Origin of the sequence: Cellulosimicrobium composti (assembly GCF_010287905.1) — a bacterium.
Classification (GTDB): Bacteria; Actinomycetota; Actinomycetes; order Actinomycetales; family Cellulomonadaceae; genus Cellulosimicrobium; species Cellulosimicrobium composti.
This window is the reverse complement of sequence record NZ_JAAFAN010000041.1, coordinates 1-24021: the sequence shown is the minus strand read 5'-3', so window position 1 is coordinate 24021 and position 24021 is coordinate 1. Positions and strand designations below refer to the sequence as shown.

General features: G+C 66.3%; 16 protein-coding genes, 1 tRNA gene and 1 pseudogene. 15 read left to right on the top strand and 3 right to left on the bottom strand.

Going from position 1 to position 24021, the window contains the following annotated elements:
* The first annotated feature begins 57 nt into the window (after positions 1-57).
* Both GYH36_RS12605 and GYH36_RS12600 read left to right on the top strand, forming a co-directional pair.
* Positions 58-894, top strand: a complete 837-nt coding sequence (locus GYH36_RS12605) for an alpha/beta fold hydrolase (protein WP_024840261.1) — start codon at positions 58-60, stop codon at positions 892-894.
* Between the two features lie 7 nt (positions 895-901).
* Positions 902-2029: a DNA glycosylase AlkZ-like family protein gene (locus tag GYH36_RS12600; RefSeq protein ID WP_203231820.1), complete on the top strand. Its 1128-nt coding sequence runs from the start codon at positions 902-904 to the stop codon at positions 2027-2029.
* A gap of 26 nt (positions 2030-2055) precedes the next feature.
* Here GYH36_RS12600 and GYH36_RS12595 read toward each other — a convergent pair whose 3' ends face one another.
* Positions 2056-2832, bottom strand: coding sequence for a helix-turn-helix transcriptional regulator (locus GYH36_RS12595; RefSeq protein ID WP_162290011.1), 777 nt, complete (start codon positions 2830-2832; stop codon positions 2056-2058).
* 113 nt (positions 2833-2945) lie between these two features.
* On the opposite strand from GYH36_RS12595, the gene GYH36_RS12590 reads away from it, so the two are divergent.
* The 13 genes from GYH36_RS12590 (at position 2946) to GYH36_RS12530 (ending at position 22822) form a co-directional block, all read left to right on the top strand.
* Entirely contained in the window at positions 2946-3356 is a 411-nt protein-coding gene (locus tag GYH36_RS12590; RefSeq protein ID WP_034604073.1) for a DUF2000 domain-containing protein, read from the top strand.
* Positions 3357-3586: 230 nt separating this feature from the next.
* Positions 3587-4231 (top strand): GntR family transcriptional regulator, encoded by a 645-nt coding sequence (locus GYH36_RS12585; RefSeq protein ID WP_155100062.1) that lies wholly within the window; start codon positions 3587-3589, stop codon positions 4229-4231.
* Positions 4228-5586, top strand: coding sequence for an MFS transporter (locus GYH36_RS12580; RefSeq protein ID WP_312028625.1), 1359 nt, complete (start codon positions 4228-4230; stop codon positions 5584-5586). The genes GYH36_RS12585 and GYH36_RS12580 overlap by 4 nt, the downstream gene beginning before the upstream one ends.
* Before the next feature lie 69 nt (positions 5587-5655).
* Positions 5656-5729: transfer RNA gene (locus GYH36_RS12575), tRNA-Pro, on the top strand.
* A gap of 648 nt (positions 5730-6377) precedes the next feature.
* Positions 6378-6578, top strand: coding sequence for a helix-turn-helix domain-containing protein (locus GYH36_RS12570; protein WP_162290009.1), 201 nt, complete (start codon positions 6378-6380; stop codon positions 6576-6578).
* Positions 6579-6642: 64 nt separating this feature from the next.
* The gene (locus tag GYH36_RS12565; RefSeq protein ID WP_162290008.1) at positions 6643-7242 is read left to right on the top strand and encodes a DUF1819 family protein; all 600 of its coding nucleotides are present in this window, start codon (positions 6643-6645) and stop codon (positions 7240-7242) included.
* Positions 7242-7853 carry a DUF1788 domain-containing protein gene (locus GYH36_RS12560; RefSeq protein ID WP_162290007.1) on the top strand — a complete coding sequence of 204 codons (612 nt, stop codon included), beginning with the start codon at positions 7242-7244 and terminating at the stop codon, positions 7851-7853. Before GYH36_RS12565 ends, GYH36_RS12560 begins: the two co-directional genes overlap by 1 nt.
* 4 nt (positions 7854-7857) lie before the next feature.
* The gene (gene brxC / locus GYH36_RS12555) at positions 7858-11361 is read left to right on the top strand and encodes a BREX system P-loop protein BrxC (RefSeq protein WP_162290006.1); all 3504 of its coding nucleotides are present in this window, start codon (positions 7858-7860) and stop codon (positions 11359-11361) included.
* Positions 11361-14843, top strand: coding sequence for a BREX-1 system adenine-specific DNA-methyltransferase PglX (gene pglX, locus GYH36_RS12550; RefSeq protein ID WP_162290005.1), 3483 nt, complete (start codon positions 11361-11363; stop codon positions 14841-14843). Before brxC ends, pglX begins: the two co-directional genes overlap by 1 nt.
* Positions 14836-17328 (top strand): BREX-1 system phosphatase PglZ type A, encoded by a 2493-nt coding sequence (pglZ, locus tag GYH36_RS12545; protein ID WP_162290004.1) that lies wholly within the window; start codon positions 14836-14838, stop codon positions 17326-17328. The genes pglX and pglZ overlap by 8 nt, the downstream gene beginning before the upstream one ends.
* Before the next feature lie 7 nt (positions 17329-17335).
* Entirely contained in the window at positions 17336-19519 is a 2184-nt protein-coding gene (gene brxL / locus GYH36_RS12540; protein ID WP_162290003.1) for a BREX system Lon protease-like protein BrxL, read from the top strand.
* Positions 19516-20847, top strand: a complete 1332-nt coding sequence (locus GYH36_RS12535; RefSeq protein ID WP_162290002.1) for an SIR2 family protein — start codon at positions 19516-19518, stop codon at positions 20845-20847. The genes brxL and GYH36_RS12535 overlap by 4 nt, the downstream gene beginning before the upstream one ends.
* Positions 20840-22822, top strand: a complete 1983-nt coding sequence (locus tag GYH36_RS12530) for an ATP-binding protein (protein WP_162290001.1) — start codon at positions 20840-20842, stop codon at positions 22820-22822. The genes GYH36_RS12535 and GYH36_RS12530 overlap by 8 nt, the downstream gene beginning before the upstream one ends.
* On the opposite strand, the gene GYH36_RS12525 is transcribed toward GYH36_RS12530, so the two are convergent.
* Together GYH36_RS12525 and GYH36_RS12520 are read right to left on the bottom strand one after the other, a co-directional pair.
* Entirely contained in the window at positions 22823-23548 is a 726-nt protein-coding gene (locus tag GYH36_RS12525; protein WP_203231819.1) for an argonaute/piwi family protein, read from the bottom strand. It abuts the gene before it with no gap.
* 66 nt (positions 23549-23614) lie between these two features.
* Positions 23615-23926: pseudogene (locus GYH36_RS12520) on the bottom strand (integrase core domain-containing protein); the annotation flags it as partial.
* Positions 23927-24021: the final 95 nt, after the last annotated feature.

Here is a 24021-nt window from a genome sequence, read left to right as displayed (position 1 = left end):
GGGTGCCTGCGCCACGCTCCCGGTGACCCGCCGCGCCCGGTCTGCGACCATCGCCCTATGGCCGGCGAGGGGTGGAGCTCCCGCCACGTCGTGGTGGAGGGCCGCGAGGTGTTCGTGCGCACGGGCCCCGTGGTGCCCGGCGCGCCGCCGCTCGTGCACGTGCACGGCTTCGCGATCTCGGGCACCTACCTCCTGCCCACCGCCGAACGCCTCGCGCACCGCGCGACCGCCGTCGTGCCCGACCTCCCGGGCTACGGGCGCAGCGAGGAGTGGGGTCACCCGCTCGGGATCCCCGCCCTCGCGTGGGCGCTGCGCTCGACGCTCGACGCGCTCGAGCTCGACCGCGTCGTCCTCGTCGGCAACTCCATGGGCGGACCGATCAGCCTCGAGGTCGCGCACGCCGCACCCGAACGCGTCGCCGGGGTCGTGCTCGCCTCGCCCGCCGGGGGCGTGCACAACCAGCCGTTCGCCCGGGCGGTCGCGCAGCTCGCGCGCGACGCGGTGCGCGAGAGCCCCCGCATGGCCCGCGTCGCGGTGCCCGACTACGTGCGGTTCGGCCCGATCAACGCCCTGCAGCTCTTCGCGGAGCTGGCCCGGTTCCCGTCGCTCGAGCGCGTGCTGCGCGTACCCGTGCCGACGCTCGCCGTGATCGGCACGCAGGACCCGCTCATGCCACCGCCGTGGCGCGTGCGCGAGGTCGGTTCGCTCGCGCCCCCGCACGTGACCGTCGTCGCGATCGACGGCGCCGCGCACGCCATGAACTTCAGCCACCCCGGCGAGCTCGCGCACGTCGTCGGGTGCTGGCTCGACGGCCGTCCGATCACCGACGACCCCGACGAGCCCGGCACCGCGCGCGTGCTCCAGGTCGCCCGGGGTGCCGGCCCCGTCGCCTGAGCGCCGCATGGGCACCGTCGGCCGGCCCGTGGACGTGGCCCTCACCTGGGCCCAGGCCCTCGCCTGGCGCGCACGACGGCACCTGCTCGACCCGGTCGGCGACGACCCGGCCGACCGCGTCGTCGCGCGGCTCGGCGCGGTCCCGGCGGCCTCCGACGACGCGGCCGAGCTCGCCGTCCGCGTGCGGCAGCGCACGTCCGAGCCGGGCGAGGTCGGGCGGGCGCTCGCCGAGGGGCGTCTCGTGCGCACCTACGCGTTCCGCGGCGCGACGCATCTGCTGGCGCCCGCGGACGGCGGAGCGTACCTCGCGCTGCGCCGCGCGGGCCGCATGTGGGAGCGCGCGTCCTGGCGCACCTCCTACCGTCTCGAACCCGACGACTGGCCCGACCTGCGCGCCGTCGTGCGCGAGGCGCTCGCGGACGGCCCCCTCACCCGGTCCGAGCTCGGCGACGCGGTCGCGGCGCACGACCGGTTCGCGCACCTGCGGCCGTGGTTCGGCGACGGCACCGACACGCTGCTCATGCCGCTCACCTGGTTCGGGGACATGTGCTTCGCGCCTGCCGGCGACGGCCGTACCGCGTTCCAGCGCGTCGACACGGACCCGCCGTGGGTCGAGTGGCCGGACCTCGACGCCGCGGGCCGGCACGCCGTCCTCGCGTACCTCGGCACGTACGGCCCGGCGACGCCGGACCGCGTGCACTACTGGCTCGGCGAAGGACTGGGCGCCGGGCGAGCGCGCCTCGACCGGTGGCTCGCGGAGCTGCGCGAGGACGCGCTCGTGGAGGTCGACGTCGAGGGAGACGTCGCGCTCGTGCCCCGCGAGCACGCCGACGACCTCGCGGACACGCGCCCGACCGACGCGGTGCGCCTGCTGCCCGCGTTCGACCAGTGGGTGCTCGGTCCCGGCACGGCGGACCCGCGCGTCGTCCCGGCTGCGCACCGCGGGATCGTGAGCCGCGGTGCGGCCGTCGTGACGGTGGGCGGCGTCGTCGCGGGCACGTGGAGGCTCACGGGCGACGACGTGCGCGTCACGTGGTTCGACGGCGCCGACGGTCCGCGCGGCGCGCTCGCCGCCGAGATCGAGCGGCTGGGCACGGTGCTGGGCCGGGACGTGCGTCCCGTGGTGGAGCGCTGACCGAAGCGCGCCGACGGACCGCGTCGTCAGGCGGCGAACGCGCCCGGCGTCGTGCCGAGCACGCGCCGGAAGTGCCGCGTGAGGTGCGCCTGGTCGTGGAACCCCACGGCGGCGGCCGCCTCGGCGGGTGAGCGACCGTGCAGGAGCAGGCGCCGCGCGTCGTCCACGCGGCGACCCGTGACGTAGCGGTGCGGGGGGATCCCGTACGTCTGCGAGAAGACCCGCACGAGGTGGCTCGGGTGCGCTCCGAGCACGCGGGCCGCCACCTCGATCGTGAACGACTCGGCGAGGCGGTCGTCGAGGAGGGCGCGCAGCCGCCGTGCGAGCGGTGCGTCGCGCGCGGTCGAGGCGGGGGAGCCGAGGTGGGAGCGGACGACGTCGCGCAGCGTGAGGACGCCGCACTCCGCGGCCATCGCGTCCGCCGGGTGGTCGAGCGCGCCGTGGACGTCGGAGACGACGGCGAGCGCGGCCGGGTCGCGCAGCAGCGGCTCCGCGACGGCGGCGTCCGCGGCGGGCGCGGGCAGCCACGCCGGGTCCAGGTACAGCACGCGCTTGCGGAACGGTCGTCCCCGGACGGCGGACCGGCCGTCGTGCGGCACGTGCGGCGGCAGGAGCGTGAGGGTCGCGGGCACGGCGTCGTGCGGCGCGCGGTCGAGGGCGTAGGTCACCGCGCCGTCGTCGACGAGCAGGATCGTCCAGGCGTCGTGCGTGTGCGCCGGGTAGGCGTGCCGCTCGAACGTCGCGTGGAGCACCTCGCGCACCAGCGGCACCTCGGGTCGCCAGGCCCGCGCGGAGTCGGCCATGCAAGAAACGTACAAGACCCGCCGACGAGCCCGGCGAACACTGACGTCATGGACCAGGACGACACCCTCGCGCCCCCACCCCCGACGCGCCGGCCGCGCCCGACGCGGCACCCGTGCGCTTCGACACGAAGGTCGCCGTCGTGCTGCGCGACGACCTCCTGCCGTGGCAGGAGCTCAACGTCACGGCGTTCCTCATGAGCGGCATCGCGACGAGCGCGCCCGGGCTCGTCGGGGAGGCTTACCGGGACGCCGACGGCACCGCGTACCTGCCCATGCTGCGCCAGCCCGTCGTCGTGCTCACCGCCTCGGCCGACGTGCTCGCGGAGGCACGCGTGCGTGCGCTCGGGCGCGGCATCCCGCTCGTCGTGTACACGCGCGACCTGTTCGCGACCGGGCACGACGCCGCGAACCGCGCGGCCGTCGCCGCCGTGCGCGGCGACGACCTCGCCCTCGTCGGCATCGGGCTGCGCGGGCCGCGCAACGCCGTCGACAAGGTCGTCAAGGGATCCCGCATGCACTCGTGAGAGAGGGAAGGCCCGTTCGTGCCGCCTCCGGCACCGGGGCCGACGGGCGGGGACACGAGTCGCGACGCTGCACTCGGCGTCGCTCCTTGCTGACAGTTCTGGCGAAGGTGTCAGCAAGGGCGAAGGATGAACTGTCGCTTGAGGGTTGCCCGGGCGGTGTGACGAGAGGCACGTTCCTGAGGGGGCGACTCCGGTCGAGGTCGTGCACCACATAGATGCATCATGTATCTATGCCTCGAACGACCAGCGGTTCTGCCACCGAGCAGGCGTACCGGCACGTGAAGTCCCTCGTCCTCGACGGGAGCCTGCCCGGCGGGTCCATGACGAGCGAGGGCGAGATCGCCGAGCAGCTCGGCGTGAGCCGCACTCCCGTCCGGGAGGCGTTCCTGCGCCTGGAGACCGAGGGCCTGCTGCGCCTCTACCCGAAGCGGGGCGCGCTCGTCGTGCCCGTCGCGCCGGGGGAGGCGGACGAGGTGCTCGACGCGCGCCTGCTCGTCGAGACGCACGCCGCCCAGGCCGTCGTGCGCCTGCCCGACGCCGAGCTCGCCACGCTCGTCGCGCTCCTGCGCGACCTCGTCACGGCCCAGGAGGCCGCGGTCGCCGACGGCGACGTCGCCGAGTACGCGACGCTCGACGCGCGCTTCCACCACGAGATCGTCGCCGCGGGCGGCAACGGGCTGCTCAGCACGTTCTTCGTGAGCCTGCGCGAGCGCCAGCAACGCATGGTCGCGCACAGCGTCCGATGGGACCCGAGCCGTGCCGCGACGTTCGTCGCCGGGCACCGCGGCCTCGTCGACGCCCTCGAGGTCCGCGACACGCGCACGTACAAGCGCCGCATCCAGCGCCACCTCGAGGACGCGAGGGCCGGCCTGTGAGCGCGACGACCGCCGCAGCGACCGAGGGGGAGACCTCCGCGCCCGGGGCGCGGGCCGTCGCCGGGCACCGGGCGTGGTTCCCCGTCGCGGCGGTGATGTTCGCCGTGGCGTGGGGCGGCAACGAGTTCACGCCGCTGCTCGTCATGTACCGGGAGGTCGGGCACTTCTCCGCCGTGACCGTCGACGCGCTGCTCGCCGCGTACGTCCTCGGGATCGTTCCCGCGCTCCTGCTCGGCGGCCCGCTCTCGGACCGGTACGGCCGGCGCCCCCTGCTGCTGCCCGCCGCGCCCGTCGCGCTGGCCGGGTCGCTCGTGCTCGCGGCCGGGGAGTCGTCCGCCGCCCTCCTCGCCGCGGGGCGCGTGCTGTGCGGGGTCGCGCTCGGCCTCGTCATGGCCGTCGGGACCACGTGGATCAAGGAGCTCACCGACGCCGCGGCGCGCACGTCCGGGACGTCCGACGGCGGCTCCGGCGCCCGGCGCGCCGGGCTGTCCCTCACGCTGGGCTTCCTCGTGGGGGCGGGCGTCGCGGCCGTCCTCGCGCAGTGGGCGCCCGGACCCACGCACACCGCCTACCTCCTGCACGCGGCCCTCGCCGCAGCCGCAGGGGTGTGGGTCCTGCGTGTGCCCGAGACGCGCCCCGCGCCCGACGCCGCCGTGCGCTGCAGGCTGCGCGACGACCTGCGCGTCCCGGCCGTCGCGCACCGGCGGTTCCTGCGCGTCGTCGTGCCCGTCGCGCCGTGGGTGTTCGGCTGCGCCGGGAGCGCGTACGCCGTGCTGCCCGGACTCGTGTCCGCCAGCGCGGGGGGAGCGCCCATCGCGTTCTCCGGGCTCATGACCGTGCTCGCCCTCGGCTGCGGCGTCGGCATCCAAGTACTTGGCCGGCTCATCGACACCCGGCACAGCGCGCGAGCGTCCGTCGTCGCGATGACCATCGTCGTCGTCGGCATGGGACTCGGCGCCGTCGCCTCGGCACGGCTCGACCTCGTCACCGCGCTCCTCGCCGCGATGGTCCTCGGCGCCGGGTACGGGCTCGCGCTCGTCGCCGGGCTCAGCGAGGTCCAGCGCATCGCCACGCCCGACGACCTCGCCGGCCTCACCGCCGTCTACTACTCGCTCACGTACCTCGGGTTCTTCGTGCCCGTCGCGCTCGCCGCGCTGTCCGTGCGGTGGACGTACACCCAGATGTTCCTCGGGGGGCTCGTCCTCGCCGCGCTGTGCCTGGCCGTCGTCGCGCTCGCGTGGCGCGCCCACCTGCCGACGGGGGAGCACGGCACCGAACCGGCGGCTCCCGCCGAGACCGACCGCACAGCCCCGACCGGGGCAAACGGTGCGCTGCGCGCGTCGCGGATGGGGTAGAGTATCCGAGGCTTCACGGGGCCAGGACACGCGGTGTTGTGCCGAGTGGGATGCCTTGTGACGTCGCCACGGGCTGTGGCGCAGCTTGGTAGCGCACCTGACTGGGGGTCAGGGGGTCGCAGGTTCAAATCCTGTCAGCCCGACAACGTGATGTCTTGAGACATCGGAATGGCCGGACCTACGTTTTCGTAGCTCCGGCCATTCGTCGTTTGGGGGTGGGCCTGTTGCTCAGCCGGTGGGCTGGTAGTCGCCGGTGGGACCGAGGGTGAGCTCGCGGAGGATCGCCGGTGGAGCGGTCGATGATGCGGATGTCGAGTGTCGCGGACCAGGAGAAGGACGTAGGTTCCCGCGTAAGTCCGGCCGATGCCGATGTGGTGCAGTCGGCTGGCGGTGCCCGCGACGGACGCGGTCTTCGCGCATACGGTCGTGGGTGCTCCCCGGTCGCTGCCGGGGCCGGTCCTAGATCTGGCGGTGTAGGCGGTGGCTGAGATGGCGTGGTGTTGCGGGCCCTACCGCACCGGAGAGCCGCCTCGAGCTGCTGACGAGTATCGACACCTGTCGCAGATCACTCGTGGTGCCGATCAAGACGATCGAGGACTGGCGGCTGCACGGCGAAGGGCGGCGAGCACCGGGTGGCGCGCAGTGTCGGAGATTGGGCCCGGGCGTTCTGAGACGGGCTGAAACATCCGCCTTGCGCCAATCACACTCGGTCAAACAGGGTCACAACGCCCGAGTCTCAGGTAGCGTTGCACCGTCCTTGTGTTCCGGTACCGAGTAGGTGGTGATCGCCCATGGCCGACCCGTGGCTGTCCGCTGACGACATTGCCCTCCACCTCGGTGTCACCAAGGACACCGTCTACGCGTGGATCGCCGAGAAGGGCATGCCGGCCCACAAGGTGGGTCGGCTCTGGAAGTTCCAGACAAGTGAGGTCGATGCCTGGGTGCGCAGCGGCAGCGCTGCAGCACCGGGCGAGTCCGACGGCGGGGGATGAGACCGCCGTTGTCAGTGCCCCGCAGTACGTTGGTTCACTTGCCAAGACCAGGAAGGAGGAGCCGATGAACGATCAACCTCAGCGCTACGCCCTGTCGTTCACGACCGGCGGCCTCCTGGAGCGTGAGGCCGCCGTCTTGGCGCCGGTCTATATCGAGCACCGGGACTGGGCGAAGGTGCGAGACCTTGCCGTCGAGCAGAACGTCCTTCAGGCACGGGCGTACCGGACCGGCGTCCGCCTCGTCCGGGAGACGGTCAAGCGGATGTCGGCGCTCGCGGATCGCGAGGTTGAGATCCTCGCCGACGTCACCGCGACCGAGCGCGGTCACCTCATGTGGGCTGCCGCCTGCCGCCGCTACGACTTCATCGGCGAGTTCGCCGAGGAAGTCCTCCGCGAGCGGTTCCTCACCCTGGCGGGCACCGTCTCCTACGAGGACTACGACTCGTTCTACCGCGCCAAGGCGATGTGGCACGACGAACTCGACGCCGTCTCGGCCACTACCTACAAGAAGCTCCGGCAGGTGCTCTTCAAGATGATGGTCGAGGCAGGTCTCCTGACGGCCAAGGGCGCGATCGAGCCCGCTCTCCTCTCCGCCCGAGTCGGCGAGTGCCTCACTGAGCGCACGCCGAGCGACATCCGCTTCTTCCCCACAAGGGTGGTCTGATGCCCCTGCACTCCAAGCCCACGCTGGCTCAGCAAGAAGCACACCTGTTCAAGGTGCTCAGCAGCGAGCGCTTCTTGAAGATGGAGGGCCTCGGCAACGAGGTCGCCCACTTCATCTACGACTACGACCCCGCGTGGGCGCTCGACGTCGCCCAGGCCAAGAAGCGCATCAAGACCAAGCTCGACACCGAGCGGGGCATCAAGGTCTTCGAGATCAACCTCTACGACCTGTGCGTCGAGCTGCTCAAGGCGCGCAACGTGTGGGAGCGCGTCCTGGCCGCCGAGCCGACGATGGACAAGCCCGACTTCCTCAAGATGCTCCAGAACATGCTCGACCCGCAGATGCACCTTGCCCCGGCGATCAAGGAGCGGATCGCGGGCGAGTCATTCCAGATCCTGTTTCTTACCGGTATCGGCGAGGTGTTCCCGTTCGTGCGCTCGCATACGGTGCTGAACAACCTGCAAACCGTCGTCTCGGACAAGCCGATGTTGATGTTCTTCCCCGGGAGGTACGAAGTGTCGGCCACGCAGGGCTCGGCTCTCGTGCTGTTCGGCCAGCTCAAGGACGACTCCTTCTACCGCGCGAAGCGCATCCTCGACCAGGAAGCATGACCCGATGAAACTCAACGAAATCTTCCTCAAGGACGTCACCCGCTCGATCGAGGGCGTCGTCAAGGCCGACGACGTCGACCACCTGGGCATCGAGGTCGAGGAGTACGTCTTCACCAACGACGCAGCGAAGGGTGTCGCGCCGCTGCTGGAGGAGTACACGAATTACACGAACGCCAACGGCGTGTGGATCTCGGGCTTCTTCGGCTCCGGTAAGTCCCACCTGCTCAAGATGCTCGCCCACCTCCTCGGCGACGTCGAGGGTCAGGCGTTCCCGCGCGAGAAGGTGAGTGAGAGCTTCCTCGGCAAGACCAACGATGCGTTCCTGGTCGCGTCGCTGAAGAAGGCTGCCGCGATCCCGGCCAAGAGCCTGCTGTTCAACATCGATCAGAAGGCGACCCTGATTGCCAAGGACCAGACCGACGCCCTGCTCAAGGTGTTCGTCAAGGTCTTCGACGAGAGCCGCGGCTACTTCGGCAACGACGGCGCGGTCGCCCGCTTCGAGGAGGACCTCGACAAGCGCGGCCAGTACGAGGCGTTCAAGGAGGCATTCGCCAGGCACGCCGGCATCGACTGGTCCCAGGGTCGCGAGCAGACAGCGCTGGAGGGCCACAACATCGACAGGGCGTTCGCCGAGGTCAACGGCGAGGCGAACCCCGGCATCATCGCCCAGTACCAGAAGTCCTACGCCGTCTCGATCGAAGACTTCGCCACGTCGGTCAAGGCCTGGATCGACAAGCAGGAGCCCGGCTTCCGGCTCAACTTCTTCGTCGACGAGGTCGGCCAGTTCATCGCTGACGACGTCAAGCTCATGCTCAACCTCCAGACGATCGCCGAGTCCCTCAACACCAAGTGCAAGGGGCGCTCGTGGGTGTTCGTCACGTCGCAGGAGGACATGGACAAGGTCATCGGCGACCGCACGCGGCAGCAGGGCAATGACTTCTCCAAGATCCAGGCTCGCTTCAGCGCCAAGGTGAAGCTGACCAGCCAGGACGTCGAGGAGGTCATCAGCAAGCGTCTGCTGGAGAAGAACGATGCGGGCGCCGGCGCGCTCAAGACGATCCACTCCACGCAGGCGGCGAACTTCCCGACGATCTTCAACTTCGTCGACGGCGCGAAGACCTACCGCAACTACGTCGACGAAGGCCGCTTCATCAACACCTACCCCTTCGTCACTTATCAGATCCCGATGTTCCAGGCCGCGATCGAGGGCCTGTCCGACCACAACATGTTCGAGGGCAAGAACAGCTCGGTCGGCGAGCGCTCCATGCTCGGCGTGGTCCAGGAGGTCGCCAAGCGCATCGGCGGAGAGCAGTTGGGCTACCTCGCCACCTTCGACCAGATGTTCGCGGGCATCAGCGCTGCCCTGAAGTCGGCGGCGCAGAGCGCCATCCTCCAAGCCGAGAAGCACCTTCCCGACCCCGGCTCCGACGTCACGGTCCTCGCCAACCGCCTCCTGAAGGCGCTCTTCCTGGTCAAGTACGTCGACACCTTCAAGGCCACGCCACGCAACCTCACCGTGCTCGTCTACGACCGCTTCGGGCTCGACCTCACAGGGCTCGGCAAGCAGGTGCAGGAGGCGCTCAACCTGCTGGAGACGCAGTCGTACGTCCAGCGCAACGGCAACGTCTACGAGTACCTCACCAACGAGGAGCAGGAGATCGAGAAGGAGATCAAGGCGGTCGACATCGACTCCTCCGAGGTCTCCAGCAAGCTCTTCCGGTACCTGTCGTCCGACATCCTCAAGACCAACAAGCTCAAGTACGCCAAGAACGGCCAGGACTTCTCGTTCGGCTACAAGCTCGACGACATCGTGCAGGGCAACCAGCGCGAGCTGACCATCCACTTCATCACGCCCGAGACGAGCTACAGCGACACCGAGATCCTGTCGCAAAGCATGGGCAAGAACGAGCTGCGGGTCTTCCTGGGCCGCGACAAGCGGCTGCTCGCCGACGTGCGCCTGCTGCTCAAGACGGAGAAGTACACCAAGCAGCGCACGAGCTCGGGTGCAACGCCGTCGATGCAGGCGATTCTTCAGTCCAAGCAGGTGCTCAACGCCGACCGGGAGAAGGAACTCATCGAGCGCCTGCGCCAGGCCGTCGGCAAGGCGCAGCTGATCATCAACGCCGCCGAGATCGCGTCCAGCTCGCAGGACGCAGTCACCCGCGTGACTGACGGGTTCCAGGAGCTCGTCAGCCGCACCTACACGAGCCTCGGCCTTCTCGGCGGCAAGGTCTACCCCGAGCAGGCGGTGGCCGGCGTCGTCCAGAACGACCAAGCGATGTTCAGCGCAGGGAGCCTCAGCACACTCAACTCGCCCGGCGCCGAGATGGAGTCGTGGGTCATCGCCCAGACGGGACTCGGTGAGCAGGTCACGATCAAGAAGGTCGTCGACCGCTTTGAGGCCAAGCCCTACGGCTGGGACCTCGGCTCCATCGAGGTCGTGCTCGGTTGGCTCGTCGGCAACGGCAAGGTTGCGCTCACCGTCGACTCCAACCCTGTCGTCCGGACAGAGGCGGCAGCGCTCATCCGCAACACCGGAAAGCACCAGTACGTCGTCGTCGCACCCCAGAAGGCGTACGACCAGGGGAAGGTCAGAGCATTCAAGAAGTTCTGCACGGACTTCTTCGATGAGGGCGCAGTGCCCAGTGACCCCGCAGAGCTCGCCCGCTACGGCAAGGACAAGCTCGAATCCAAGCGCGAAGAGCTCAACGCCCTCGTGACATCCAGCAAGTACCCATTCGTGAGTCAGCTCTCGAATGTCGTCACCCTGCTGGATGCGGTCGTCGGAAAGTCCACCGACTGGTACCTCACCAACTTCGACACGGCCGACGAACTCCTTGAGGCCAAGGAAGAGACGATCGACCCGATCAAGTCGTTCATCAACGGCCAGCAGGCGAGGATCTACGACGAGGCCCAGGCTCTCCTCAGTACTAACACGGGCAATCTCGGCTACATCGCGCCGGGAGCCGCCGACCCTGTCAAGTCACTCCTGTCGGATCCCAACGCGTTCCGCGGCAACAAGATGAACCAGCTCAAGGTTGCTGCCGACACCCTGCGAGGCCAGCTAGACGACGCCGTCACCCAGCAGCGCGTCGCCGTGGCAACCGCCATTGAGGGACGCAAGGCCGAGATCCTCGCCAGCGCCGACTACGCCAGTGCCACCTCTGAGGCGCAAGCAAGCGTGACCCGGCGCATCGACCAGACCCTCACACGACTTGCTGGCGAGGACCAGATCGCTCTGATCCTCCAGCTCGAATCGAACTTCGAGCAGTCTGGCTACCCGGCACTCCTCGATGCGCTCGCGGCTGCTCAGCAAGGTGACGACGACGCTGGCGGCGACGACGTGCCGAAGCCCAAGCCGAAGCAGACTGTCTCGGTCAAGACGATCAGCGTCCCGGGCATCTCGGGCAAGGTACTCGAGTCTGAAGGCGACCTCGACGACTACCTCGCCAAGTACCGCGCCGCGCTTGTCGCGACCCTCAATGACGGAAAGCGAATCACGCTCTGATGGACACCGCACCGCTGAAGTTCTTCGCCACCTCGGCGCGTACGGAACTCATCCGCGAGGTCGGCGCGCGCATCACCGCCGTGCTCGCGCAGGGTTCGCCCGAGCGGGTCGAACAGCCCCGTGCTGTTACCGCGTTGGAGCGCGCCATCGCAGCCGGGGGCGGCGGCGACCAGGGCAGGGCGCATGTTGCTGACAAGGTTGCCTACACCTGGTTCAACCGCATCATTGCGCTGCGCTTCATGGACGCCAACGGCTACACCGGCATCGGCGTCGTCTCGCCCGCCACCGACCAGGTCGGCCAGCCCGAAGTCCTGGCCGCAGCGAAGCGCGGCCAGGTCGACGGTGACGTCGTGAAGGGCGCGAACGCGACGATCATTCCCGGGCTGCTCAACGGCACCCGCCAGCCCCGGCCCGGCATCGATGCCCAGGCCGAGGCGTACGCGCTGCTCCTGGCGGACTACTGCCGCTACTGGAACCGGGCCATGCCCTTCATGTTCGAGCGCGAAGGCGACTACACCGAGCTGCTCATCCCCGCCAACCTGCTCGCCGAGGATTCTGCCCTCAGCCGCTCCGTCAAGGTGCTCACGGGGGACGTGTGTCAGGACGTCGAGGTCATCGGCTGGCTCTACCAGTTCTACATCTCGGAGCGGAAGGACGAGGTCTTCGCCGGGTTCAAGAAGAACAAGAAGGCCGGCGCCGACGAGATCCCCGCCGCCACCCAGCTCTTCACCCCGCACTGGATCGTCCGGTACCTCGTGGAGAACTCCCTTGGCCGACTGTGGATGCTGAACCATCCTCACTCTCGCCTCGTCGACCAGATGGACTACTACATCGCCCCGGTCGATGAGGAGGCCGACTTCCTCAAGATCACCACGCCGGAAGAGCTGAAGGTCGTCGACCCCGCGTGCGGCTCCGGCCACATGCTCACCTACGCCTTCGACCTCCTCTACGCGATCTACGAAGAGGAGGGCTACACGCCCTCGCAGATCCCAGGCCTGATCCTCACGAACAACCTCTACGGCACCGAGATCGACCAGCGAGCGGGCGCACTCGCCGCGTTCGCGCTGACGATGAAGGCTGCCGCCAAGCGCAAGCTTTTCCTGAAGAACCCCGTCGAGCCGAACGTCTGCGTGATCGAACCGATCTCGTTCAGCCCGGAGGAACTCGACTTCCTTGTCACTACGAGCGGGGACAAGTACGCAGAAGAAGCGTTCTGGAATCAGTTCGCCGAGGCAGACATCCTCGGCGCCCTCATCGAACCCGATCCCTCGCTGGTCGCCCCGTTGCGGCGCCACATCGAGAGCCTCGACAACCACGGCGACCTGCTCCTCGGAGACACCCTCAACTGGGCAGCCAGGGTCGTCGAACAGGCCGAGTACCTGAGCCAGCGGTATCACATCGTCGTCGCTAACCCTCCCTACATGGGTTCATCGAACATGGCGGGCGCTCTGGAAGCCTTCATCCAGCGTCACATGGCGGACGCCAAGGCCGATCTCTTCGCGACCTTCATTCGGAGGGCGCTCACGCTTGTGGTCCGGGGTGGCACGGTCTCCATGATCACCAAGCAGAACTGGCTTTTCCGACCGGCATTCTCTTCGCTGCGCAACGAGCTCTTGGCGGCCCATCAACTTGGGCAAGTACTGCACTTCGGCCCCGGGGCGTTCGACAGTCTCAGTGGCGAGGTCGCTTCGACGGCGGCCTTCGTGCTGAATCTTCACGAATCGGGCCGCGAGTGCTGGTTTGCTCGCCTCGTCGATGGTGAGAACGAGGCGGCGAAGGAGTCGGCACTGCGCGAGGCGATCGCTTCGTCGCGCAGGGTCTTCCGCCGCAACCTCAACGACTTTCTCGCGATCCCCGGCGCTCCGGTTTGCTACTGGATGTCGGATGCCAAACTCGCCGTCCTTGGGTCCGGTCCTTATCTCGGAGACGTGCTGAACCCGCGAGAGGGTATGGCGACAGGAAACAACGCTAGGTATCTCCGGTTCTGGTGGGAGGTATCGGCTTCAGAGACCAATCGGTCGGCCGAGAGTCGTCAAGCAGCCAAGTCAAGCGGAAAGCGCTGGTTCCCATACAACAAGGGCGGTGGCCCCAGGCGCTGGTACGGCCACGACGAGTTCGTTGTCGACTGGTACAACGATGGGGCTGAACTTCAGACCACCCTTCATCCAAGCGGCACCCGGATTTGGGCGCATAATTTCAATCTGGAGTTCATCTTCAAGGAGGCTGTGTCCTGGTCATCAATTACGAGTCGCGGTCTCGCTCTGAGGTATTACCCACCTGGGTTTCTCTTCGATGCGACCGGGTTGTGCGCTTATCCGCGGGCCGAACGTGCGTCAATGTTCGCGGCATTGGCGCTCGTTAACACCAAGTACGGCTCCGAGTTTGCGGACCTGCTGAACCCGACCCATCATTTCAAAGCAGGTGACTTCGCTCGCCTTCCCCTCCCGAAGGTTGATGCCGAACAGATCGAGCGCTACGCCAGCGATGCAATCGAAATCGCCAGAGAGGACTGGCTGACGCAAGAGACAGCACCAGGGTTCACCGGCCTTCCGGTCGCTCCAGATGTCGGAACGATGTCGTCCTGGGTCGAGAGGTGCCGCTCGCTCGGCGAAGAGCGCACCACCACTCTTCTGCAGATTGAGCAGCGCATCCAACGGGAGATTGGTGCGGCCTTAGAAGAGGACGACAACGGTTCGTCGGCAATCGAACGATCGAGGATCACACTCTTCGGTAACGCGCGGTATGCGCACGGGACATCTGATGATCCCGAGCGTGAGGCGAGGCGCGATCTTGTTGTCGATCTCGTGTCGTTCGCCATTGGATGCATGTTCGGTCGTTACAGCCTCGACGAGCCGGGGATGATCCTCGCCGATCAGGGCGCGACGTTGCAGGACTACCTCGCGAAGGTGCCTTCGCCGAGGTTCCTGCCAGATGCCGACAACGTCATCCCGATCGTGGCTGGGGACTGGTTCGAGGACGACATCGTTGAGCGGTTCCGCCAGTTCCTGCGCGCGGCGTTCGGGGAGCAGCACTTCGAGGAGAACCTGCGGTTTGTCACCGAGTCGCTCGGGGTGAAGAACCTGCGAGACTACCTCGTGAAATCCTTCTACAAGGATCACATCCAGCGGTACAACAAGCGGCCGATCTACTGGCTCTTCTCCAGTCCCAAGGGCTCGTTCAACGCCCTGATCTACATGCACAGGTACACGCCGTCGACAGTCTCGACGGTGCTGACGTACCTGCGGGAGTACGCGACCAAGCTGGAGTCGGCGCTCCAGCAGGCCGAGCGGGTGGGAGACGCGAAGGAAGCCGACCGGCTTCGCAAGATCCTCGTCGAGTTGAACGAGTACGAGCGCGACACGCTCTACCCGAAGGCGTCCGAGAACGTCGTCATCGATTTGAACGACGGCGTCAAGGCGAACTACCCGAAGTTCGGCGTCGCCCTCAAGAAGGTCCCCGGACTGGAGGCAGTGGGTGACTGACCTGACTTCCGTCCAACACGCGCTGCAAAGTCGGCTCGCCTCACAGCGGGTCGTGTTTTGGCATGACCCCACTGGTGAGTACGCCGCCGACCTCGACGCGCTCGACCTCGGCGCGGTCAACGTCATCCGCGTTGAGGGCAACGAGCTCGGCGCAAAGAACACGATCCTCGCCGACCACGTCAACAAGCACCTCGTCTACCGAGCCGGCGACGTCCCGCGCGGCACCGGAAACTGGCTGCTCGACCTCGAACTCGCGTACGGCGTCTTCACGGCCGACAAGACCTCGATGCTGCAACAGGAGCTTGGCCTCAACGACCCGGCCCTGCTGCCGGTCATCGAGCAGCACCAGAAGTTCTTTGCCGCGAACAGCCGCAAGCAGGCGCTGGAGAAGCTCCTCAGCGACGGAGACGACGCCGCACGCCTTCGCGCCAAGATGTGCCAGGTGCTCGTCAAGGCTTCAGGGAACAAGCTGACCGACATCGTCCGCGAACTCCTCGTCGAGAACGCCGCCGGGAAGAGCGCCAAGTTCGACGACCTCGTCGCCTTCGGCCTCGACCAGTTCTTCTGGGACGGGCTCGCCAGCATCTACAAGTACCGGAGCGCGACTCCGACCATGGACGACTTCGTGCTGTGGATGTTCGGCCGCGCCATCGAAGACTTCGCCTCAGACGCGCCCGACGAGTTCCGCAACATCCGCAGCGACTTCAATGCCCTTCGCTACGACGTGCGCACGCAGGACGTGATGACGACCCTCGCGTCCCGTGCGGCCGACGCGCTCGACGTGAAGTCGAAGATCGACCAGCGCGACTACCGCGAACTGGCCAAGATCACGATCTTCGAGGAGGTCGACCGCAAGGTCATCGTCGACCTCGCCGCCGCCGTCGCCACCCAGTCGGTGACGCCCCGTGAGGTCGCGGACATCGTTCGGCAGCGTCAGCACAGCCTGTGGAGCACCAAGTACGCCAAGCTCTACGACGCGATCCAGAGCGCCTCGGAGCTGCTCGCGGCGATCGCTGCGTTGCCGCACGCCATCGCCTCAGCCACGGTTGGGTTGGAGAAGTACCAGTCGGACTGGTTCCGCATCGACCAGCACTACCGCTGGTTCACGTACGCCCACCAGACCGCCGACTTCCACAAGCCGCTCGAAGCGCTCAAGGCCGAGGTCGACAAGCAGTACGCCAACAAGTACCTCTACGACTTCGGCGGGCTCTGGCAGCAGGCCCTAGGGCCCATGAGCGAGTGGAAGTCTGCGACGCTCGCGCCGCAGGCGAAGTTCTTCGACCGTCACGTCACCCCCGTCGTCAAGGACGGGCGCACCAAGGTGGTCGTGATCATCTCCGACGGCATGCGGTATGAGATCGCCGAGCAACTCGCGTCGATGATCCGCGGCGAGGACCGCTTCGATGCCTCGCTCTCCGCCGTGCTCGGCTCGCTGCCGAGCTACACCCAACTCGGCATGGCGTCTCTGCTGCCGCACTCCAGCCTGGAACTCGACCCCGACGGCCTGCCGGTGCTCGCGGACGGGAAGCCAACGAACGGCACCGCGAACCGCGACAAGATCCTGCAAGCGGTCAAGGGACACGCCATCAGTGCAGCCGAGGTGCTGGCCATGCCGGGGAGCGAGCTTCGCGAGCTCTACACGAAGCACCAGGTCTTCTACGTCTACCACGACCGCATCGACGCCGCGGGCGACAAGGCCCCGACAGAGCGGACCGTCTTCGAGGCTGCCGAGGAGACCCTTCGCGAGCTGCTGCTCCTGGTGAAGAAGTGGACCAACGCCAACGCGACGAACATCCTCATCACGGCCGACCACGGATTCCAATACCAAGACACCCCGCTGGAGCAGGCCTACTACCTCTCGGAGAGCCCGCAAGGTGACGCGGTCACCAAGACCAACCGCCGCTACGTGCTCGGCTGGTCCCTGAAGCCGTCGCCCTCCTTCATGACGTTCACCTCGGCCCAGGCAGGCCTCGCGGGAAATATCGACATCCAGATCCCCAAGTCGATCCACCGCATCCCGCTACCCGGTGCTGGCACCCGCTACGTGCACGGTGGTGCTTCGCTCCAGGAGATCGTCGTGCCGGTGATCGCGGTCAACAAGAAGCGCAAGAGCGACATCCGACCGGTCGATGTCGACCTCATGCCCGAGACCGACAAGATCACCACCGGGCAGCTTGCCGTCAAGCTGCTTCAGCGCGAGGTCGTCACCGACAAGATCCAGGCGCGCCAGGTGCGGCTCGGCCTCTACGTCGGCGACACGCTGATCTCCGACCAGCCCGTCCTTACCTTCGACAGCACATCCGATGACCAGCGCGACCGCTATCAGAAGGCCGTGCTGTACCTGACCCCGGACGCCGACCAGTACAACAACCGGCCCGTCGAGCTGCGGCTCGAAGAGCCGATCCCGAACACGACGCAGTGGAAGTCGTTCTCGAAGGGGAACTACACCATCAAGCGGTCGTTCACGACGGACTTCGACTTCTAGGACAGCCATGACCAACCTCGAAGACGCCCTCGGCGAGATCGACGTCCTCGCCGCCGCGGAGACGACCGACGCCGCCCCGACGAAGTCTGCGCTCGACGGCAAGATCAACGAGCACTTTGCCGGCGCCGTGGTTCGCAAGGACCTCGTCAAGGCGGTCCGCGGCAACGCCGTCGTGCCGTCTTACGTTCTTGAGTACCTGCTGGGGCAGTACGCCGCATCCGACGACGAGGCGACGATCCAGGCTGGGATCGACAGCGTGCGGCAGATCCTCGCGACCCACTACGTCAACCGCAACGAGCACATGCTCGTGAAGTCGGAGATCCGCCGCAAGGGCCGCCACCGCGTGATCGACAAGGTCACCGTCACCCTCAACGAGAAGAACGACGTCCACGAGGCAGAGTTCGAGAACCTCCAGGTCAAGGGCGTCATCATCGACGACGTCACGGTCAAGCAGAACCCCAAGCTCCTCGTCGGCGGCGTCTGGTGCATCTGCGACATCGAGTACTTCCACTCCGACGACCAGCGCGTCGTGCCCTGGATCCTCGCCAGCCTCAAGCCCATCCAGGTCGCCGGCGTCGACATCGACCACTACTACGAGGCACGCAGAGCGTTCACCACCGAGGAGTGGATCGATCTGCTCATGCAGTCGATCGGCCTCAACCCCGAGCAGTTCAACGAACGCGGCAAGCTCATCGCTCTGACCCGTCTCATCCCGTTCGTCGAGCGCAACTACAACGTCGTCGAACTCGGGCCCAAGGGCACCGGAAAGTCGCACACGTTCAGCGAGTTCTCCCCGAACGGCATCCTCATCTCCGGCGGAGAGGTCACGGTCGCCAAGCTGTTCGTCAACAACGCGAGCGGGCGCATCGGCCTGGTCGGCTACTGGGACTGCGTCGCGTTCGACGAGTTCGCCGCCAACCGGCGCACCGACCAGAACCTCGTCAACGTCATGAAGAACTACCTCGCGAACAAGTCGTTCTCGCGCGGCACGAGCATCTACGGGGCCGAGGCCTCGATGGCGTTCATCGGCAACACGACGCACACCGTGCCCTACATGCTCAAGAACTCCGACCTGTTCGACGAGCTGCCCGACGCTTACCGCGACCCGGCGTGGCTCGACCGCATCCATCACTACATCCCGGGCTGGGAGGTCGCGCCGATCCGCTCGGAGATGTTCTCCACCGGCTACGGGTTCGTCGTCGACTATCTCGCCGAGATCCTACGAGCGAAGCGGTCGGAGGACTTCTCCGACAAGTACAAGGACTACTTCACCCTCGACAGCTCAATCTCTACGCGCGACCAGGACGGGATCCGCAAAACGTTCTCCGGCCTCATGAAGCTCGTGCACCCTATAGGGGAGGCTTCGGAGGAGGAGGTCCGCGCGCTGCTGGAGTTCGCGATCGAGGGCCGCAAGCGCGTCAAGGACTCGATCCTGCGGATCGACGCCACCATGCGCGACAACCCGATCCACTTCCGCTATGCCGACCAGGCGGGCGTGTGGCACGACGTTGCCACCCTCGAAGAGAGCCAGTACCCGCAGCTGTACCGGCGGGACTGGGACGCAATGCCCGGCGGCGATGGCGGTTCAGGCGACAAGGCCACGTCCGTTCCTGCCGCTCCGGTAGACGGTCACGGACCCTCCGTCGGGGACCCGACGCCGTCGGCCGATGCGCCGCTGGCTGAAGGCCACCGGGACTTCTCAGCTGGCCAGAAGGGTGTCTCGTACGAGACCCTGCTTTTGCCGTATCTCCAGGGGGCATCCAAGATCACGATCACCGATCCGTACATTCGGTTGCCGCATCAAGGGCGCAACCTCGCAGATCTCCTAAGCCTCCTCGCTGCCGCCAAGGATGACGCAGAGGAGATCGACGTCGACCTCGTCACGACAGAGGAACACAAGGTCGAGTTCAAGCAGCGTCAGCTGCTCATGCTTAAGGCAATCAAGGACGCGTCCGACGCAGTCGGCGTGCGGCTCGGCGTGCGGCTCGACGACACGATCCACGACCGTCGCATCGAGACAAACCAGGGCTGGCGGATCGACCTTGGCAAGGGCCTCGACATCTGGCAGAAGCCGAGCGATAACCCCTTCGACTTCGGGCGCAACCGTCAGGAGTTCCGCGTAATCGGATCTGCATTCACAGTCCACTACGTGAAGATCCCCGTCACACCTGTCGAGGAGCACGCGCAGTGACCGAGGTGCGAATCAACGGAGTGGCGCAGCAGCCTGTGTCCGACGGACAACCCAATCCGCTCACCCCTGAGCGGCTTCGAACTATCGTCGAGTCGGCGCACCTGAATTTCCTGATCGGCGCCGGTACATCGAGCCCATTCTTCGCCGCGTTGGGCAACATCGAGGACGCCCTCACTGAGATTTCCGGCGCGGACGCACCCGAGCATGCCAAGGCGCTCGTCCGCGCTTCTATCCAGGCCTACTTCTTTGAGAAGGTTCTCGCTCCGAACACTAAGATCATCGAGCGTGATGAGTCTGCTGGAGCCGTGCTCCGGTCCTACGCGATGTTCGTTCGTACGCTCAACCGCATTCTGCTCCGGCGCCACAGCACGCTCCTGTCAAAGCAGGCGAACATATTCACCACGAACGTGGACATGTTGTTCGAGGTAGCTATGGAGGAACTCGGCATCGACTTCTCGGATGGGTTCAGCGGCAAGATCCGGCCGAAATTCGACCTCGGTGACTTCAACGTCCTCCGCTTCCGAATGGGTAGCAGGTACGAGCACCGGTTCGAGGTGCCCGTCTTCAACCTCGTAAAGATCCATGGGTCGGCCGCGTGGCGGCAGCAGGAGCGAGCGAACCGGAAGTCGGACATCTACTTCGACCACGGGCTGTCGCTCGTGGGAGAGGTAGGGGAACTGCTCCAGGCTGCAAGGCCGCACCTGCTCTCCGTGCTTGTCGACCCTCAGCCCGAGGGTGAAGGCCCGACAATCCGCCCGATTTCCGACCTCGTCACGGAGGCGGAGCAGTATCTGGACGATCTCGACCTGCTCGGCACAGGGGGCGGGGCATCGTTGACGCCCTCGGCTGTCGTGGCCTTCTCGGCTGGTTACGACAGGCTCGGCATCGTGAACCCGGACAAACGCAAGTTTGCAACGACCGTGCTGAACGAGACGTACTACGAGCTGATCCGCCGCTTTGCCAACGAACTGGAGAAGGAGAACAGCGTCCTCTTCGTCCACGGGTTCTCGTTCCGTGATGAGCATCTACGCGATCTTGTGCTGCGCGCAGCGCGAACGAATCCCACCCTGCAAGTGGTCGTGTTCTGCTACTCCCGCGCCTCGCTCAAGGCCTACGAGACGCTCCTGCCCGACACGGAGGTCAAGAACGGCAACCTCCAGTTTGTCGTCCCAGACGAGCCGGGCGAGGGGGAGGGCGAGCGCAAGTTGAGCCTCGACGTTCTGGAGTCCGACTATTTTGCACCCATCGTTCGCGACAAGGTCCCCGCACCGGAACAGCGGATCGAACTAGATATCCGGACAGCGCCTGCGGAGCCCGCCAGTGATTGAGGAGAACGTCCTTGACCAGGACGCGGTCTTCCGCGTAGGCAGGGTGGTTTCAGTCGACGGCCGGCGTGTGCGAGTTGCTGTCGACAAGCTCAAGAACGGTTCGCACCTCCTGTACCGCGGCGGTCTCGTGCGCAACGTCGCCGTAGCTAGCTACATCAAGATCGTCAAGGGCTTCGTCGAACTGATCGCCAAGGTCGACGGCGAGGTCGTCGAAGAGGATCGAGCCGCGACCTCGGCATACCGCCGGGGCGTGGACCCGCTGTCCCGACAGCTCGACGTGAGCCTCATCGGCTACATCGAGGGCGGACGCTTCGAGCGCGGCGTCCGTGAGATGCCGCTCCTCGATAACGAATGCTTCATCCTCACGGAATACGAGTTCGGGCTCATCCATACGTTCGTCTCAGGCGGTGATGAGCCTCTCGAGATCGGCGCACTGGCGATGGAGCCAACCCAGCCGGTATCTGTCGGCATCAACTCGATCTTCGCGAGCCACGTCGGCATCTTCGGCAACACCGGCAGCGGGAAATCGTACACGCTCGCGAAGCTCTATCACGAACTGTTCAAGAAGTACGGCGCTATCGAGACGTTCCGATACCGGTCTCAGTTCGTCTTGATCGACTTCAACGGTGAATACGTCGACCGGCATGCTGGAGGCGACAAGTACGCGACAGCCGTGATCGCCGCGGACGATGTGAAGCAGGTCTATGACCTGTCGACCCATGACGACAGTGGAGATCGTCTGCCGCTTCCAAAGGCCGCGGTCCACGACCCGGTGTTCTGGACCGTGCTGCTCGATGCAACCGAAAAGACGCAGGCCCCTTTCATCTCGCGCGTGCTTAAGAGTGACTACTGGGACCGGTTGCTCCCCGACCCACAAGCCCTGCTCGACGTGATCGGTGACCTCGTCGCGCGCGCAACAAAGAGCAACGACGGTGCGCTTGACCGTCAGTTGCCGATCAACTTCCTCGAGGAAGTGGTGTCTTGTCTTGGGGATCGGGCAGCACCCGACTTGACTGCGCTCATTGAGGAGATGCGGTCGGATCTCGGCTACCACAGCCTCAGCCACAACTTCTTCTGGGAGGCGACGGCGACCAGCCAGCGAAAGTGGGCGACCGACGCGGATTGGGCTCAGTTCATCAAGGCGAAAGTCACCGCAGTTCAGCAGGATTTCTCGGCAGTCGATGACGTCGATCTCGTTCGCTTCAAGTTGGTGCTCCAGTTCTACCGCGACGTGATCAGCGGGTTTGCCAACCGCGAGCATCTGGGGCCGATGATGAAGCGGATGGATGAGCGTGTGCCGGGTATCAAGCGGCTCGTCAAGGTCTCCGACGATGCGTTCACCGACGTTCCGCTGACGGTCGTGTCACTCCGCAACGTCAACCTCGCCATGCGCAAGGTCATTCCGATGATCGTCTGTAAGCACCTCTACGACGCAAAGAAGCGCACCGACCCGCGGGGTCAGCGGTACCTCAACCTGATCATCGACGAGGCCCATAACATCCTGTCGACGGAGTCAGCGCGGGAGAGCGAGGCGTGGCGTGATTACCGTCTGGAGACGTTCGAGGAGATCATCAAAGAGGGCCGGAAGTTTGGCGTCTTCCTGACGATCGCTAGCCAGCGACCGCATGACATCTCCGAGACGATCGTGTCGCAGCTGCACAACTACTTCCTCCACCGACTAGTGAACAACCTGGACGTTCACGCTATCGAGAAGGCCGTCGCCTACCTCGATCGAGTGTCGTTCGAGTCCCTGCCGATTCTGCCCACGGGTACCTGCGTCTTGTCAGGTGTCTCGGCTCAGGTGCCCGTCGTCGTGCGGATTGGAGAACTGCCGCCGGAGTCTGCGCCGAACAGCCGAACTATGTCGGTGACGGCGGAGTGGCTCACGGCGATCGTCGAGGACTCTGATGGCGACGAGCCGCCCGACGAGTCGGACCTGAGCGATGCGGATTGGCCGCTCGTTCCGCCGTTCTGATCACATGTAGTAGGCATACCGAGGCGCCGGTGTTTCGCCGTGGTCCAAGTGCTTGAGAATGCCGCCGATCGCCTCGGCCGTTCGGATCGTGATCGGCAGCCTCCCATCGAGCTGCGTTGCGTTCCAGTTCATCTTCGAGAGCATGAGCAACTCGGCCCCGATCTCTTCTGGACTCGACTCCGTGTCGACCAGACGGAACGGCAGAACTGACGGCACGTACATCCCCGGGTAGGTCTTGTAGAGCGGCACACTGCCACGCGTGTAGAGCACGTGTCGCTGCTCGGAGAGCGAGAGCATCGTGCCACGGAGGGGAGGGAACTCCCCGCCTCGGAAGAGACGAATGGAGTCGCCACGAGGCAGCCACACCATCTCCAGCAGGTCGACGAGGTGGTCGGCTGCCGCGGCGCGAAACCCGCGCTGCTCCGCCTCTGTGAAGGACGACGTCTTGTGCAGCATGACCCTGGCGGGCATGGTGCGGTGCTCCCGCCGGTATGACGCGAGCGACTGGGCCAGCAGGTTCTTGGCGTCGGTCTCGGTAAGGTGCGGCTGGCGGTCGTCCTTGGACTGCCGCGCTGCCGCGCCGCGCACGATGACGCCATCGCCTCGCTGATTGAAGACCTGGGCAACGCTCGTCTGGAGCGTGGTCCCAGCCGAGTCCCTGTAGAAGGCAACGCCGACGAAGCAGCTCGTGAGATCCTCGGACGCTCGCGTCATGCGCCAGGGCACGCCACCGGCCTTGTAGTAGAGGGCGGTGTGGAGGTTGGGGCTGCTGCACGATTCCGTGACAGTTGGTTAGGCAGCTTGGTCGGCGGCCTGGCTCATGATGATCTCGAACTCGATCGGGGTCAATCGTGCGAGTCTGGCCTGGCGTCGGCGACGGTGGTAGGTCCGTTCGATCCAGGTCACGATCGCGATCCGCAGCTCCTCTCGGGTGGTCCATCTCTGCCGGTCCAGGACGTTGCGCTGAAGCAGGCTGAAGAAGCTCTCCATGGCGGCGTTGTCACCGGCTGATCCGACCTGGCCCATGGATCCGCGCATCTGGTGGCGCCAGAGGGACTGCTGCAGCTTTCGGCTTCGAAACTGGCCGCCGCGGTCCGAGTGCAGGGTGCAGCCGGCCACGCGTGTCCCGCGTCAAGCTGCTGGCAGGTTTTGGGTCTCGGGAAAGTTGGGGGTCAGCGGGTCGGCCAGGCCCAGGTGGA

Coding starts and splice junctions, on each gene's coding strand:
- GYH36_RS12605 (WP_024840261.1), top strand. CDS start 58: ATGGCCGGCGAGGGGTGGAGCTCCCGCCACGTCGTGGTGGAGGGCCGC.
- GYH36_RS12600 (WP_203231820.1), top strand. CDS start 902: ATGGGCACCGTCGGCCGGCCCGTGGACGTGGCCCTCACCTGGGCCCAG.
- GYH36_RS12595 (WP_162290011.1), bottom strand. CDS start 2,832: ATGGCCGACTCCGCGCGGGCCTGGCGACCCGAGGTGCCGCTGGTGCGC.
- GYH36_RS12585 (WP_155100062.1), top strand. CDS start 3,587: ATGCCTCGAACGACCAGCGGTTCTGCCACCGAGCAGGCGTACCGGCAC.
- GYH36_RS12570 (WP_162290009.1), top strand. CDS start 6,378: ATGGCCGACCCGTGGCTGTCCGCTGACGACATTGCCCTCCACCTCGGT.
- GYH36_RS12565 (WP_162290008.1), top strand. CDS start 6,643: ATGAACGATCAACCTCAGCGCTACGCCCTGTCGTTCACGACCGGCGGC.
- GYH36_RS12560 (WP_162290007.1), top strand. CDS start 7,242: ATGCCCCTGCACTCCAAGCCCACGCTGGCTCAGCAAGAAGCACACCTG.
- brxC (WP_162290006.1), top strand. CDS start 7,858: ATGAAACTCAACGAAATCTTCCTCAAGGACGTCACCCGCTCGATCGAG.
- pglX (WP_162290005.1), top strand. CDS start 11,361: ATGGACACCGCACCGCTGAAGTTCTTCGCCACCTCGGCGCGTACGGAA.
- brxL (WP_162290003.1), top strand. CDS start 17,336: ATGACCAACCTCGAAGACGCCCTCGGCGAGATCGACGTCCTCGCCGCC.